The organism is Streptomyces sp. NPDC101776 (assembly GCF_044766845.1).
Lineage (GTDB): Bacteria > Actinomycetota > Actinomycetes > Streptomycetales > Streptomycetaceae > Streptomyces.
In genome coordinates, this window is record NZ_JBIWMV010000019.1 from 37693 (window position 1) to 52140 (window position 14448).

Sequence of the window (14448 nt, forward strand, 5' to 3'; positions counted from 1 at the left end):
GTGTGTGTACCGGCATGTGTTTGTACCGTCTCGTCAGATCATGCCGGACCGTCCCTGTCCTCGCCCGCCCCGCCCGCCACTTCGGCGGGCCCGCGCCGCTCGGCGGCCTTCACCTCGGCGAGCCTGCGGTGCTCGGCGGCCTTGCGGTCGTGGAGTTCGGCCATGCGCAGGTGGTACGCCGGGTCGTCCTGCTCGTAGATGTCGGGGATGCCGTCGAGGTCCTCGTCGCGCTCCTCGTCCTCGTACATCCTGCGGTACCGGGCGTTGCGCAGCTTGAGCAACACGGTCGCGCCCAGGGCCGCGATGAGAGAGCCCACGAGGACGGCCGCCTTGACCTCGTCGGTGAGCACCTGGTCGCCGTCGAACGCGAGTTCCCCGATGAGCAGCGACACGGTGAAGCCGATGCCGGCCAGCGAGGCGACCGCGAACACGTCCGGCCAGGCGAGGTCGTCGCTGAGCGAGGCCCGGGTGAAACGGGCCGTCAGCCAGGTCCCGCCGAAGATCCCGACCGCCTTGCCGACGACCAGTCCGAGGACCACGCCAAGGGTTTCGGGCTTCGTGAATACGTCGCCCAGCGCGCCGCCGGAGATGGCGACCCCGGCGCTGAACAGCGCGAACAGCGGCACCGCGAGGCCCGCCGACAGGGGCCGTACGAGATGTTCGACGTGCTCGCCGGGGGAGTGGTCCTCGTCCTCGCGGGTGGTGCAGCGCAGCATCAGGCCCATGGCGACACCGGCGATCGTGGCGTGGACGCCGCTGTTGTACATCAGCGCCCAGTTGACGAGCGCGAGCGGGACGTACACGTACCAGCCGCGCACGCCTCGGCGCAGCAGCAGCCAGAAGACGGCGAGGCCCACGACCGCGCCGCCGAGCGCGGCGAAGTCGATCCGGTCGGTGAAGAAGATCGCGATGATCAGGATCGCGAACAGGTCGTCGACGACGGCCAGGGTGAGCAGGAAGGCGCGCAGCGCGCTCGGCAGAGAGGTGCCGATCACCGCGAGGACGGCGAGCGCGAAGGCGATGTCCGTGGCGGTCGGCACGGCCCAGCCCTGGAGCGAGCCGCCGCCGGTGAGGTTCGTCAGCGTGTACACGAGTGCCGGTACGGCCATCCCGCACAGGGCCGCCACGACGGGCAGGGCGGCGGCCCTGGGGTCGCGCAGGTCGCCGGCGACGAGTTCACGCTTGAGTTCGATACCGGCGACGAAGAAGAAGACGGCGAGGAGACCGTCGGCGGCCCAGTGGGCTAGGGAGAGGTGCAGGCCGAGGGCACCGGGGCCGAGATGGAAGTGGCTGACGCTCTCGTAACTGTCGTGCAGGGCGGGGACGTTCGTCCAGATCAGCGCGGTGACCGCGGCGATCAGGAGGAGGACACCGCCGACGGTCTCGGTGCGCAGCGCGTCCGCGACGAAGTTCCGCTCGGGCAGGGACAGTCGTCCGAACACCTTGCGGGGGGTGGTGGGGCGGGGCGCGGCCATCGGGGGAACCTCCGGTCGGTGGGCAGGACGGAGCTACTCGCCGACCAGACTTCCCGGCACACCATGAGGGTCACTTTTTGCTTAGTTTACCTAAAAGGGGTGCCCGGCGCGCGCTGCGCCGGGCACCCCTCATGGACGTACGTCCAGGTGACGTGCAGGTCAGTCCTCGCTGGCCGCCGCGGGGAGCTCGGCCTGGATGAGGTTCATGACCGAGGAGTCCGTCAGGGTCGTGACGTCCCCGAGTTCACGGTTCTCCGCCACGTCCCGCAGCAGGCGGCGCATGATCTTGCCGGAGCGGGTCTTCGGCAGCTCGGCCACCGGGAGGACGCGCTTGGGCTTGGCGATCGGGCCGAGGACGGCGCCGACGTGGTTGCGCAGGTCGCCCACGAGGTTCTCGTCGTCCGCGTCCGCCGTGCCGCGCAGGATGACGAACGCGACGATCGCCTGCCCGGTCGTCTCGTCGGCAGCGCCGACCACGGCCGCCTCGGCGACCGCGGGGTGCGAGACGAGCGCCGACTCGACCTCGGTGGTGGAGATGTTGTGCCCGGACACGAGCATCACGTCGTCCACGCGGCCGAGCAGCCAGATGTCGCCGTCGTCGTCCTTCTTCGCACCGTCACCGGCGAAGTACTTGCCCGGGAAACGCGACCAGTACGTGTCGAGGAACCGCTGGTCGTCGCCCCAGATCGTGCGCAGCATCGACGGCCACGGCTCGGTGAGGACCAGGTAGCCGCCACCGCCGTTCGGCACCTCGTTCGCCTCGTCGTCGACGACCGTCGCGGAGATGCCGGGCAGCGGCGTCTGCGCGGAACCGGGCTTGGTCGCGGTCACGCCCGGCAGCGGCGAGATCATCATCGCGCCGGTCTCGGTCTGCCACCAGGTGTCCACGATGGGCGTGCGGTCGGCGCCGATGTGCTTGCGGTACCAGATCCACGCCTCGGGGTTGATCGGCTCGCCGACCGAACCCAGCACGCGGAGGGAGGACAGGTCGAACTTCGCGGGGATGTCGTCGCCCCACTTCATGAACGTACGGATTGCGGTCGGCGCCGTGTACAGGATCGTCACCCCGTACTTCTGGATGATCTCCCAGAAGCGGCCCTGGTGCGGGGTGTCGGGCGTGCCCTCGTACATGACCTGGGTCGCGCCGTTCGCGAGCGGGCCGTAGACGATGTACGAGTGTCCGGTGACCCAGCCGACGTCCGCCGTGCACCAGTAGACGTCGGTCTCCGGCTTGAGGTCGAAGACGGCGTGGTGGGTGTACGCGGCCTGGGTGAGGTAGCCGCCGGAGGTGTGCAGGATGCCCTTGGGCTTACCCGTCGTACCGGACGTGTACAGAATGAACAGCGGCTGCTCCGCCTCGAACGCCTCGGGCGTGTGCTCCGCCGACTGCCGGCCTGTGATCTCGTGCCACCACACGTCCCGCTCGTCGTTCCAGGCGACCTCCTGGCCCGTACGGCGGACCACGAGGACGTGCTCGACGCCGCTGTCCGGACGGTCGACCGCGTCGTCCACGGCCGGCTTGAGCGCGGACGGCTTGCCGCGCCGCCAGCCGCCGTCCGTGGTGATGACGACCTTGGCGTCCGCGTCCTGGATACGGGTCGCGAGCGCGTCCGCCGAGAAGCCGCCGAACACCACCGAGTGCGCGGCGCCGATGCGCGCGCAGGCGAGCATCGCGACCGCGGTCTCCGGGATCATCGGCATGTAGACGGCGACCCGGTCGCCCTGCCGAACTCCCAGCTCCAGCAAGGCGTTCGCGGCCCTGGAGACCTCGTCCTTCAGCTCGGCGTAGGTGATCGCGCGGCTGTCGCCGGGCTCGCCCTCGAAGTGGATGGCGACCCGGTCGCCGTTGCCCGCCTCGACGTGCCGGTCCACGCAGTTGTACGCGACGTTGAGCGTGCCGTCCTTGAACCACTTGGCGAACGGCGGGTTCGACCAGTCCAGCGTCTCGCTCGGCTCCTTGGCCCAGCTCAGCCGGCGGGCCTGCGCGGCCCAGAAGCCGAGCCGGTCAGCCTTGGCCTGTTCATACGCCTCCGCGGTGACATTGGCGTGCGCCGCCAGGTCCGCGGGGGGTGCGAACCTGCGCTCTTCCTTGAGCAGGTTGGCCAGGCTTTCGTTGCTCACGGCATCTGCCTTTCCCAGGGTGTCCGTTGTGTCCCGGGCCAGCTCATCAGACCCGGGGGTCCGATGACAAGGGTCGCCGAAATATTGGTTTAGACCTGTCATCGGACCCGCGAACGGATCTGCGTGGCGGGGGTCTTTCGTACTCACGGACGCCGGGTGGACGAGGTTCAGGCCGACATGTCCACCGCCCCCACATCGATGAACAACTCGTCCCCGCCTTCCTCGCCCTCCCCGCCCAGCAAGTACGCCTGCGCCTCACCGACGTGGAAGTACATCCCGTGCAACTCCAACGCCCCCTCCCGCAGTGCCCGCGCCACCGACTCATGCCCCCGCAGATGCTCCAACTGCTGCACCACATTGCTCAGACACAGCTGCTCCACGGCGTCGGCGGGCGCCCTGGTGGCCAGCCTCGCCCAGGGCCGGCCGTCGTCGGCCATCCGCTCCAGGCTCGGCCGCCCGTGCCGCAGCCACCGCTTCAGCGGCGTCTGGACACCCCCCGGCTCGGAACCGGCGCTCTCGGGCGCGGAGTTGAGCAGCGCCTGCATGGCTCCGCACCCGGAGTGTCCGCACACCGTGATCGATCTCACGCGGAGCACATCCACCGCGTACTCGATCGCCGCGGCCACGGAGTCGTCCCCACTCTCCTCGCCGGGCGGCGGCACGAGGTTGCCCACGTTCCGCACGACGAACAGGTCGCCGGGACCACTGGAGGTGATCATCGACGTCACCAGCCGCGAGTCGGCACAGGTCAGGAAGAGCTGCGAGGGCTGCTGCCCTTCCCGGGCCAGGCGGGCCAGCTCGCCCCGCACGAGGGGTGCGGTGTTGCGCTGGAACGCGCTGATGCCGCGGGCCAGTTGGTGACCGGAGGTGGGATCGCCACTGCGGGGTGCCGACTGCGGGCGCTCGCACCGGTGCTGGCGCCACGGCGTCCAGGGGTGACAGCGGCAGCTTTCCGAACTCGTCGCGCTGGTGGGGCCGGTGGGGTTGGTTGGATTGCCCGGTTCGGCCGGTCCTCCGTGCTCGGCGATCCGAACTCCCGTACGGCGGCCGGTGAGTTCGGCGGAGCCGCCCCGCGCGGTGTGTGCGTTCTGCCAGTCCTGGAGTGACTCGTACGCCGCGTGGTCCATGAACGAACCGTCCAACTCCACGACGACGTGGGTGCCTTGGGGTACGAGATGCAGGGTGCGGCTGAGCCGCGGCACCGCGAGGAACGTCAACTGGCCTCGGACGTGTACGTGATGGACTCCTTCCTGCTCGTCGTGCGTGATGCGGGTGTGGGCCAGGCGGTTGAGGGCGACGGCTACGGCCACGGTGACCCCGAGAAGCACGCCCTCCAGGACACCGAGGAAGACCACGCCGAGGGTGGTGACGGCGTAGACCAGCACTTCGCGGTGGCGGGTCACCGTGCGGATGTGGTGCAGGGACACCATCTGGATGCCGACGGCCATCACGAGTGCGGCGAGCGAAGCGAGGGGAATCAGCTCCAGCACCGGGACCATCAGCAGCGCGGCGATCACTACGAGAACGCCGTGCAGCATCGTGGAGTTCCGGCTCACGGCACCGGCTTGCACATTCGCCGAACTTCTTACGGCCACGCCCGCGACCGGCAGTCCGCCGAGCGCGCCGGAGACGATGTTGGCGGCGCCCTGGCCCAGCAGTTCGCGGTTCAGGTCGGAGCGGCCGACGCGGGCGGAGAGCCCGGGCTGCCCGGCGACCAGCTTGTCCACGGCGACCGCGCCGAGCAGCGACTGCACGCTGCACACCAGCGTGGTGGTGAGCACGGCGGCGGCGATGCCGAGCACCGGTCCCTCGGGCAGTCCGGCCAGCGCGTGGCTGCTCCAGGACGGCAGGTCGACCTTGGCCAGGCTCAGCCCGGCGAGAGAGGCGGTGAGCGTGGCCCCGGCGACGGCGACGAGCGCGGCCGGGATCTTGCGCATCAGATGCCCGAGCCGGCCGGGCACGCGGGTCCACAGCAGCAGAAGGGCCAGCGTCAGCACGCTCATCGCCACGTCGGCGGGGTGCAGGTCCGCCAACTGGGCGGGCAGGGCACGGAGGTTGGCGAGGACCGAGCTCTGCGGGGTGCCGCCCAGCACGATGTGCAGTTGGGCGACGGCGATGGTGACACCGATGCCGGCCAGCATGCCGTGCACGATCGCGGGGCTGACGGCGAGCGCGGTGCGGGCCACGCGCAGGCAGCCCAGGGCGAGTTGGGCCAGGCCCGCGAGGACGGTGACCGCGCAGGTCGTACGCCATCCGTAGCGGTGGATCAGGTCGGCGGTGACCACGGTGAGTCCGGCGGCCGGGCCGCTGACCTGGAGGGGGCAGCCGCCGAGCAGGCCGGCGACCAGTCCGCCCGCGGCGGCGGCGACCAGGCCGGCCTGGAGCGGGGCGCCGGTGGCGAGGGCGATGCCGAGGGACAGGGGGAGGGCGATCAGGAAGACCGCGATGGAGGCCGACACATCGGCGCCCGCGATGCGGAAGCGGCGGGGCGGCGGCGGGCTGTGGGGCTGGTGGACGCGCTGGGTCCGATTCGTGTCCGAGTCGGTGGCGCGGGTGCGTACGCAGGCTGACATGTCTTCCCGTCTCCTCCGGGGCAGCGCGGTCGCGGAACTGGTGGTCCCCGTCGATGGCGGGGGTCGGTCGCGGCCGTGGGTCACGGCGTGCAGCGGCGGGATATCTCAACGCTCGGTAAATGGATCGTAATGCAGAGTAAAGGTCAAGCATAGGATTTGCGAGCAAATGGGTTAAAAGGTCACCTCGCAGAGTGAAGTGAGAATTTCATCGGCTTGTCGTACTAATCCCACCTTCGGCCCCGTGCGACCTTGGCGGCGCTGCCGGGAATCCCGGCACATCACCAGAAAACGCCCTGACCGGCGTCGGTCCGAACGAAGGAAGAAGGTGGGCGGACATGGCCGCCACCCAGAGGTTCACCGCGGGCGCCGTGATCGCCGCGGCCTGTGCCGCGTCGCTCGCCGGTTGCGCGATCGGTGACAACGGTTCCCCGCGCGGAGCGCACGGTCCGCACAAGGCGGCGCCCGCCCCGGCACCCAAGGGCGGAGTCCGCCTGATCGGGGACGGCTCCACGTCGTACACCGGGGCGCAGCCGCATCTGCCCAGACCCGAGCGGCTCAAGCCCGGCCAGAAGCCCCCGCAGTTCGTGGTCTTCTCCTTCGACGGCGCCGGCGAGGACAGCCAGAAACTGTTCTCCCACTTCCGCGAGGTCTCCAAGGCCAACCACGCGAACATGACGTACTTCCTCAGCGGTGTGTACATGCTGCCGGAGGACAAGCGCGACCTCTACAAGCCCCCGGAGCACTCGCCCGGCAGCTCGGACATCGGCTTCAACGACGAGCGGGGCATCGCCGACACCGTGAAGCAGCTGCGCCTGGCGTGGCTGGAGGGCAACGAGATCGGCACCCACTTCAACGGTCACTTCTGCGGCAAGAACGGCGGGGTCGGCGAGTGGTCGGTCGCCGAGTGGAAGAGCGAGATCGCCCAGGCGAAGCAGTTCGTGAAGACCTGGAAGACCAACTCCGGGATGAAGAAGGCGTCTTCACTGCCCTTCGACTACGACAAGGAACTGGTCGGCGCCCGCACACCCTGCCTGGAGGGCCAGGCCAACTTCATGAAGGCGGCGAGCCAGTTGGGCTTCCGCTACGACACCAGCGGGGTCAACGACCAGATCTGGCCCAAGAAGAAGGAGGGGCTGTGGGACCTGTCCATGCAGCTCGTCCCCTTCCCCGGGCACACCTACGAGCAACTGACCATGGACTACAACTTCATGGTCAACCAGTCCGGCACGCAGACCCAGGGCGACCCCGACAAGTTCGCCCAGTGGGGCGACGAGATGCGTGACGGCCTGCTCAAGGGCTTCGACCGGGCCTACGACGGCAACCGCGCGCCCCTGGTCATCGGCAACCACTTCGAGTCCTGGAACGGCGGCACCTACATGCGTGCCCTCGACGAGGTCATCGAGAAGGTCTGCAACAAGTCCGAGGTGCGCTGCGTCTCCTTCCGGCAGCTGTCCGACTGGCTGGACGCCCAGGACCCGGGGACCCTGGCGAAGCTGCGCACCCTGAACGTCGGCGAGGCACCCAAGCCGGGCTGGACGTCCTTCCTGACCGGCCGCCCCGCCCCGGCCCCGAAGGGCGTGCCCGGGGCGCCGGCGGCCAAGCAGTAGGCGGTCGACGAGGGGCGCGCCTCACACGGTGACGCCGACGCTCTCGTCGAGGACGAAACCGGGGTCGACCTGCGCCGCCAGGTCGGCCCCGGTGCGTTCGTTGCCCCAACTCTGCGCGTTCTTCAGGTGGAAGTGCACCGTCTGACGCGTGTAGCGCTCCCAGTCACGCAGTTCGTACGTCGCGTCGGCGGCGATCTCCAGCAGGCGCAGGGCGCGGCGGTTGGCGTCCTCCAGGAGCTCGAACCGGGGCGGCCGGCCCTTCTCCATGGCACGCACCCAGTCCGAGTGCCCCACCGTCACGAGCAGGTCGTCCCCGACTTCGGCGCGGAGGAAGTCGAGGTCGTCCTGACCCTGCACCTTGTTGCCGACGACCTTCAGGACGACCCCGAAGTCGCGGGCGTACTCCTTGTACTGGCGATAGACGGAGACCCCCTTCCGGGTCGGCTCAGCCACCAGGAACGTGATGTCGAAGCGGGTGAACATGCCGGAGGCGAAGGAGTCCGAGCCCGCCGTCATGTCCACCACGACGAACTCGTCGCGCCCGTCCACCAGGTGGTTCAGGCACAGCTCCACCGCTCCGGTCTTGGAGTGGTAGCAGGAGACCCCCAGGTCGGCGTCCGTGAAGGGGCCCGTGACCATCAAACGGACGGCGCCGCCGTCGAGTTCCACCGGTCGCGCGCAGGCGTCGTAGACCGGATTGTTCTCGCGGACCCGCAGCAGCCGGGAGCCCTCGCCGGGCGGGGTGGTCTTGATCATCGTGTCGGTGGAGGTGATGCGCGGGTTGCTGCCGCGCAAGTAGTCCTTGATCAGGGGGAGATGCTCGCCGAGTGCGGGCAGTGCGGCGGCCTCCGCCTCGTCCAGGCCGAGGGCGGGGCCCAGGTGCTGGTTGATGTCGGCGTCGACGGCGACGACCGGTTGGGCGGTGGCCGCGAGGTGGCGGATGAACAGGGAGGACAGGGTGGTCTTCCCGCTACCGCCCTTCCCGACGAAAGCAATTTTCATGTTCACGAAGCGTAGTCGGGTCATAGCTGTACGTGGCGGGTGTGCGTGAAGAAGACCACTCAATCGTGGAGCGCACCCCTGGGATGGCTACTGTCGTACTCATGAGTACGACAGGTGCGACCGCCGATCCGCTCGCGGCCCTGGGCATGCTGCCCACCGTGGCCGAGTCCGTCGAGTCCATGCGCAAGGCCGTGGACCGCGTCTACGGGCACAGGGTCATGCGGCGCCGCAGCAACGAGATCACCGGCGAGGCTGCACTGCGCGGCGCGCGCGGCTCGGCCGCGCTGTCCGGGGCCGACTGGGCACTCGAAGAGGTGCGCCGGCGTACCGACTTCAGCGGCGACGCGGAGGCCCGCACGATGGGCGCGGCCCTGAGGCTGTCCGCCGAGGCGGGCCAACTGCTGTCCATCTGGCGGCAGTCGCCCCTCAGGGTGCTCGCCCGGCTGCACCTGGTGGCGGCCGCGAGCAACGGCGACGAGGTCGGACGGCCGAGGCAACAGGGGGAGCCGGTCGACGAGCCGCTCGTCGAACTGCCGCTGCCCGGCGCGGCCGAGGTGTCCGCGCGCCTGGACGGACTCGCGGACCTGATCATCGCGGGCGGTTCGGCGCCGGCGCTGGTGACGGCCGCCGTCGTGCACGGCGAACTGCTCGCCCTGCGCCCCTTCGCCTCCCGCAACGGCCTGGTCGCGCGCACCGCCGAGCGGATCGTCCTCATCGGCAGCGGCCTCGACCCGAAGTCCGTGTGCCCGGCCGAGGTCGGCCACGCCGAACTGGGGCGCGCGGCCTATCTGGCGGCGCTGGACGGGTATGTCTCCGGCACCCCGGAGGGCATGGCCGCCTGGATCGCGCACTGCGGCAGGGCGGTCGAGCTGGGGGCGCGCGAGTCGGCGGCGGTGTGCGAGGCGCTTCAGCGCGGGGCCGCCTGACAGCGAAATGGCCCTCTACTGGAGGGCCGTCAAAGGGATGCGGCGGTACGAGGATTCGTACCGCCGCTGGCATGTTCCACCGGGTTACCAAGCGTCCTCGAAATATTGCCCATCAGGTCGGGAACACTGCCCGTCACCTGGTGCGGCTGGCCCGTAATCGACGGGTCGACGTCGCGTGGGTGCTCGGTGTTCATGCGCGGTCCGTGGGGCCAAATGCGTTATTAAGGTGATCCTTTCGGATGTCCTTGGTCTCGCGGGCCGTTAATCCTTTGTACTCCAGCCCTGGAGGAAGCGGAACCCCTGGCCGTGCTTCTTTACTTTTGCTCTCAAAGGGTCACCAACCGGTCTAAACGGTCGCCGCCTTGCGTCGGCTCGCGTACCAGACGAGCCCCGCCGTGGCCGCCGCGGCACCCACGGCCGCGGCCACGACCAGCGCCGGGCGGGGCGGTACGGAGAGCGCGGGCAGCCGCTGCTTGAGCCGGACCGGGCGGTTGAAGTCCAGAATCGGCCACCCGCGCGCGAGTGCCTCGCGACGCAGCGCGCGGTCCGGGTTCACGGCGTAGGGGTGGCCCACGGACTCGAGCATCGGCACATCGGTCGCGGAGTCGCTGTAGGCGTAGCAGCGATCGAGGTCGTACCCCTCGGACTGGGCCAGCTCCTTGATCGCCTCGGCCTTCGTCGGGCCGTAGGCGTAGTACTCCACCTCTCCGGTGAAGCAGCCGTCGTCGCCGACGACCATGCGGGTGGCCACCACCCGGTCCGCGCCCAGGAGTTCACCGATCGGCTCGACCACCTCGGCGCCGGACGTGGACACGATCACCACGTCGCGGCCAGCGGTGTGGTGCTCCTCGATGAGGGAGGCGGCCTCGTCGTAGATGATCGGGTCGATCAGGTCGTGCAGTGTCTCGGCGACGATCTCCTTCACCTGCTGGACGTTCCAGCCGCGGCAGAGTGCGGACAGGTACTTGCGCATCCGCTCCATCTGGTCGTGGTCGGCGCCGCCGGCGAGGAAGACGAACTGCGCATAGGCGGTCCGCAGGGCGGCCCTGCGGTTGATCAGCCCGCCTTGGTAGAAGGACTTGCCGAAGGTGAGCGTGCTCGACTTCGCAATGACCGTCTTGTCCAGGTCAAAGAAGGCTGCTGTGCGGGGCAAGGAGTGGTTTTCCACAACCCAGAGCATAGGTGCAGCCCATTCGGCGTAAGGTGAGGCGCGTGGGTTTGCCTGAGAGGCCTCTCGGGTACACCATGGAAGTCACGGATCGTTCGCGACCGTGCTAACGCGGCCCGGCTCCTCCCCCCCCGAGTCGGCCGTGAAGGCGACCCCCACTCTCCCCCCCGGTGGGGGTCGTCGCATGTCCGGACGCATTTTCTCTCCCTGTACGTGGTCGTGAGGCCATCGCGAGGCGGCTGGCGCCGCCTCTTTTTCATGCCCAGGACACGTCACCGTGTGTAGCTGGCGGACTGCGCTGTGGAACTCGCACAGAGGCTGGTACAGGGCTCACTGGTATGGGTGAAGGCGATATTCACAGGCCCTGAGTTGTCCACAGTTTTCGACCAAGATCCACTTGATTTCCGCGATGCCCGCACTGTGATTCCAACGCGTCCTCGCTCGCGGCGAGTTCATGGCCGGTTCCGTTTGTCGGACGCGTTTGGCCGGTTTCTGTCGGCCTTGCATATGGAGGCCGGACACCGGTTTTCCGCACGTTCGGGAATCGCGGGACCGCAGGGGCGACGCGAGAGACACAGCGATGGGGGATGGAAAACATGGCCGGAACTGTCACACACGATCCGCCGCCCGCCGGCGGAGGGCGACAGGGCGGACCGCTGATCGTCACCGAGGACGCCGCACTCCTCGACGACCTGCTGCGCCTGTGCGCGGCGGCCGGCGCGACACCCGAGGTCCATCACGGGGTGCCGGAGCGCCAGGGCGGCTGGGAGACGGCGCCGCTCGTGCTGGTCGGCGACGACGCGGCACGACGGGTGCGCGGGGCCGCGCGCCGACGCGGGGTGGTGCTGGTCGGCCGGGACCAGGACGACTCGGGGGTCTGGCGGCGGGCCGTCGAGATCGGCGCCGACCACGTCCTGATGCTGCCCGACGGCGAACAGTGGCTGGTCGACCGCATCGCCGACGTGGCCGAGGGCGTCGGCCGCCCCGCGCTCACCGTGGGCGTCATCGGCGGCCGTGGCGGGGCCGGAGCGTCCACGCTCGCGTGCGCCCTAGCCGTCACCTCCGCGCGTGAGGGGCTGCGCACGCTCCTGGTGGACGCGGATCCACTGGGCGGCGGACTCGACGTACTCCTCGGCGGCGAGAGCGCTGAAGGCCTGCGCTGGCCCGCGTTCGCCGCCTCGCGCGGCCGGGTCGGCGGCGGCGCCCTGGAGGAGTCCCTCCCCGAGCTCCACTCGCTCCGGGTGCTCAGCTGGGACCGCGGCGACTGCGTCGCCATCCCGCCGCAGGCCGTGCGGGCGGTGCTCGCCGCGGCCCGACGGCGCGGCGGCACGGTCGTGGTCGACCTGCCCCGCCGTATCGACGACGGGGTCGCCGAGGCCCTCGCGCAACTCGACGTGGGCCTCCTCGTGGTCCCCGCCGAACTGCGCGCCGTGGCCGCGGCCGGACGGGTCGCGTCCGCCGTCGGCATGGTCCTGCGCGACCTTCGCGTGGCCGTACGCGGGCCCTACGCCTCCGGCCTGGACGACCGTGAGGTCTCCCGCCTGCTCGGCCTCCCACTGGCGGGTGAAGTGCCGCTCGAATCGGGCCTGTTGCGGCCGCACGAGGGCAAGGCGCCGCCGGGGGCGGTCGGGAGGGGGCCGTTGGCGCGGTTCTGCCGGGAGTTCCTGGAGCGGGCGTTGGTCGAGGTGGGTGGCGTATGAGGCGGCTGGCGAGGGGCGCGGGGGGTTCCGGGCGGGGCGGTGGGCTCTCCTCCCGGAGTGGTTCGGCGGGGGGTCTGGGGAGCGGGTTGCCTGGACTCGGGGGGATGGATGGTTCGGAGGGGGTGCTGAGGGGCGTGTCCTCCGGGGAGCGAGGTGTGGTGGCTGCACGGAGGGGCGTGGCTTCTGAGGGCGGAGGTTCGCGAGGTGTGCCGGCTGGTGGGGTGGTCGGGCTGGAGCGGGTGGGGGCTTCGGGTGGGGCTGGCGAGATCGGGGCTGCCGTTGGGGTTGAGCGAGGGCGGGATTCGGCGGGGGTTTCGGGGCGGTGGGTCTCGGGTGGGCCTGGGGTGAACGGGGCTGCTGTCGGGCTTGAGCGGGTGCGGGATTCGGCGGGCGCTTCAGGGCAGTGGGCCTCGGATGGGACTGGCGAGATCGGGCCTGCCCTCGGGGTTGAGCGGGAGTGGGATTCGGCTGGGGTTTCGGGGCGGTGGGTCTCGGGTGGGCCTGGGGTGAACGGGGCTGCCGTCGAGCTTGAGCGGGTGCGGGACTCGGTGCGCGCTTCAGGGCAGTGGGCTTCGGGTGGGGCCGGGGCGAGCGGGGCTGTCGGGCCCGAACGGGTGCGGGATCTGGCGGGTGTTTCGGGGCGCTGGGCTTCGCGTGAGGGAGAGGCGAGCAGTGGGGCGGGGATGCCTGTCGGGTTGCTCGACGGGGTGCGGCGGTGGCTGGCCGAGAGTGGGGGTGAGCCGACGCCCGCGCGGGTGGCGCAGGCGTTGCGGGAGCAGGGGCGGGTGCTGGGCGATGCCGAAGTGCTGGGCGCGGCCGAGCAGTTGCGGTCCGAGCTGGTGGGCAGCGGGCCGTTGGAGTCCCTGCTCACCGACCCCTCGGTGACCGACGTCCTCGTGTCGGCCCCGGACCGGGTGTGGGTCGACCGGGGCGGCGGCCTGGAGCTGACCGCCGTCTCCTTCCCGGACGCGGCAGCCGTACGACGCCTCGCGCAGCGCCTGGCCGCGGTGGCCGGACGCCGGCTGGACGACGCACGGCCCTGGGCGGACGCCCGGCTGCCCGACGGGACCCGCCTGCACGCCGTACTGCCCCCGGTCGCCGTCGGCTGTACGTGCCTGTCGCTGCGTGTGGTACGACCGCGCGCGTTCACGCTCGGCGAGCTGGTCACGGCGGGCACGGTGCCGCCGGGCGGGGACCGCATCCTGCGGGCGCTGATCGAGGCACGGCTCTCGTTCCTGATCAGCGGGGGCACCGGCAGCGGCAAGACGACGCTGCTGAGCGCGTTGCTCGGGCTGGTCGGACCGGGCGAGCGGATCGTGCTCGCCGAGGACTCGGCCGAGTTGAAACCGGACCATCCGCACGTCGTACGGCTGGAGAGCAGGCCCGCGAACCAGGAGGGCGCCGGGCTCGTCACGCTCCAGGACCTGGTCCGCCAGGCACTGAGGATGCGGCCGGACCGGCTGGTCGTCGGAGAGGTGCGCGGCCCGGAGGTCGTCCACCTGCTCGCCGCGCTCAACACGGGCCACGAAGGTGGCTGCGGCACCGTCCACGCGAACGCGGCGGCCGATGTCCCCGCCCGCCTGGAGGCCCTGGGCACGGCCGCCGGCCTCGACCGGGCCGCGCTGCACAGCCAGTTGGCGGCGGCGCTGTCAGTGGTCCTGCATCTCGTACGGGACCGGGCCGGGCGGCGACGGATCGCCGAGGTCCATGTCCTGGAGCGGGACCCGTCGGGGTTGGTGCGGACGGTGCCGGCGTTGCGGTGGGGTGCGGAGGCGTTCGCGTATGAGCGGGGGTGGGAGCGGTTGCGGGGGTTGATTCGGGGTGGGGGTGACGGGGGTTAGGGGTGGATGAGGGTGAACTCCGGTGCGGGGGAGGG

At 70.6% G+C, this 14448-nt stretch carries 10 protein-coding genes; 4 read left to right on the forward strand and 6 right to left on the reverse strand.

Annotation, left to right across the window (positions count from 1 at the left end; translation table 11 throughout):
• Positions 1–38: 38 nt before the first annotated feature.
• The 3 genes from nhaA to ACIRRY_RS39870 form a co-directional block, all read right to left on the reverse strand.
• The gene (gene nhaA, locus ACIRRY_RS39860; protein WP_403983142.1) at positions 39–1475 is read right to left on the reverse strand and encodes a Na+/H+ antiporter NhaA; all 1437 of its coding nucleotides are present in this window, start codon (positions 1473–1475) and stop codon (positions 39–41) included.
• Between the two features lie 159 nt (positions 1476–1634).
• Positions 1635–3638 carry an acetate--CoA ligase gene (acs, locus tag ACIRRY_RS39865; protein ID WP_403983405.1) on the reverse strand — a complete coding sequence of 668 codons (2004 nt, stop codon included), beginning with the start codon at positions 3636–3638 and terminating at the stop codon, positions 1635–1637.
• Positions 3639–3763: 125 nt separating this feature from the next.
• The gene (locus ACIRRY_RS39870) at positions 3764–6169 is read right to left on the reverse strand and encodes a bifunctional SulP family inorganic anion transporter/carbonic anhydrase (protein ID WP_403983145.1); all 2406 of its coding nucleotides are present in this window, start codon (positions 6167–6169) and stop codon (positions 3764–3766) included.
• A gap of 335 nt (positions 6170–6504) precedes the next feature.
• Here ACIRRY_RS39870 and ACIRRY_RS39875 point away from each other — a divergent pair, with 335 nt between their 5' ends.
• Entirely contained in the window at positions 6505–7776 is a 1272-nt protein-coding gene (locus tag ACIRRY_RS39875; RefSeq protein WP_403983146.1) for a hypothetical protein, read from the forward strand.
• A gap of 21 nt (positions 7777–7797) precedes the next feature.
• Here ACIRRY_RS39875 and ACIRRY_RS39880 read toward each other — a convergent pair whose 3' ends face one another.
• Positions 7798–8778 carry an ATP-binding protein gene (locus tag ACIRRY_RS39880; RefSeq protein ID WP_403983149.1) on the reverse strand — a complete coding sequence of 327 codons (981 nt, stop codon included), beginning with the start codon at positions 8776–8778 and terminating at the stop codon, positions 7798–7800.
• 101 nt (positions 8779–8879) lie between these two features.
• Here ACIRRY_RS39880 and ACIRRY_RS39885 point away from each other — a divergent pair, with 101 nt between their 5' ends.
• A complete protein-coding gene (locus tag ACIRRY_RS39885) occupies positions 8880–9704 on the forward strand; it encodes an oxidoreductase (protein ID WP_403983152.1) in 825 nt (274 codons plus the stop codon).
• A 29-nt stretch (positions 9705–9733) separates the two neighbouring features.
• Here ACIRRY_RS39885 and ACIRRY_RS39890 read toward each other — a convergent pair whose 3' ends face one another.
• Together ACIRRY_RS39890 and ACIRRY_RS39895 are read right to left on the reverse strand one after the other, a co-directional pair.
• Positions 9734–9898: a hypothetical protein gene (locus ACIRRY_RS39890; protein WP_403983154.1), complete on the reverse strand. Its 165-nt coding sequence runs from the start codon at positions 9896–9898 to the stop codon at positions 9734–9736.
• 152 nt (positions 9899–10050) lie between these two features.
• Positions 10051–10884: an HAD family hydrolase gene (locus ACIRRY_RS39895; protein ID WP_403983156.1), complete on the reverse strand. Its 834-nt coding sequence runs from the start codon at positions 10882–10884 to the stop codon at positions 10051–10053.
• Positions 10885–11468: 584 nt separating this feature from the next.
• Between ACIRRY_RS39895 and ssd the strand changes: the two genes are divergently transcribed.
• Together ssd and ACIRRY_RS39905 are read left to right on the forward strand one after the other, a co-directional pair.
• A complete protein-coding gene (gene ssd, locus ACIRRY_RS39900) occupies positions 11469–12572 on the forward strand; it encodes a septum site-determining protein Ssd (RefSeq protein WP_403983158.1) in 1104 nt (367 codons plus the stop codon).
• 683 nt (positions 12573–13255) lie between these two features.
• Positions 13256–14413, forward strand: a complete 1158-nt coding sequence (locus ACIRRY_RS39905; RefSeq protein WP_403983160.1) for a TadA family conjugal transfer-associated ATPase — start codon at positions 13256–13258, stop codon at positions 14411–14413.
• Positions 14414–14448 lie beyond the last annotated feature (35 nt).

Coding starts and splice junctions, on each gene's coding strand:
- ssd (WP_403983158.1), top strand. CDS start 11,469: ATGGCCGGAACTGTCACACACGATCCGCCGCCCGCCGGCGGAGGGCGA.
- ACIRRY_RS39870 (WP_403983145.1), bottom strand. CDS start 6,169: ATGTCAGCCTGCGTACGCACCCGCGCCACCGACTCGGACACGAATCGG.
- ACIRRY_RS39885 (WP_403983152.1), top strand. CDS start 8,880: ATGAGTACGACAGGTGCGACCGCCGATCCGCTCGCGGCCCTGGGCATG.
- ACIRRY_RS39895 (WP_403983156.1), bottom strand. CDS start 10,884: ATGCTCTGGGTTGTGGAAAACCACTCCTTGCCCCGCACAGCAGCCTTC.
- ACIRRY_RS39890 (WP_403983154.1), bottom strand. CDS start 9,898: ATGAACACCGAGCACCCACGCGACGTCGACCCGTCGATTACGGGCCAG.
- ACIRRY_RS39875 (WP_403983146.1), top strand. CDS start 6,505: ATGGCCGCCACCCAGAGGTTCACCGCGGGCGCCGTGATCGCCGCGGCC.
- ACIRRY_RS39880 (WP_403983149.1), bottom strand. CDS start 8,778: ATGAAAATTGCTTTCGTCGGGAAGGGCGGTAGCGGGAAGACCACCCTG.
- ACIRRY_RS39905 (WP_403983160.1), top strand. CDS start 13,256: ATGCCTGTCGGGTTGCTCGACGGGGTGCGGCGGTGGCTGGCCGAGAGT.
- nhaA (WP_403983142.1), bottom strand. CDS start 1,475: ATGGCCGCGCCCCGCCCCACCACCCCCCGCAAGGTGTTCGGACGACTG.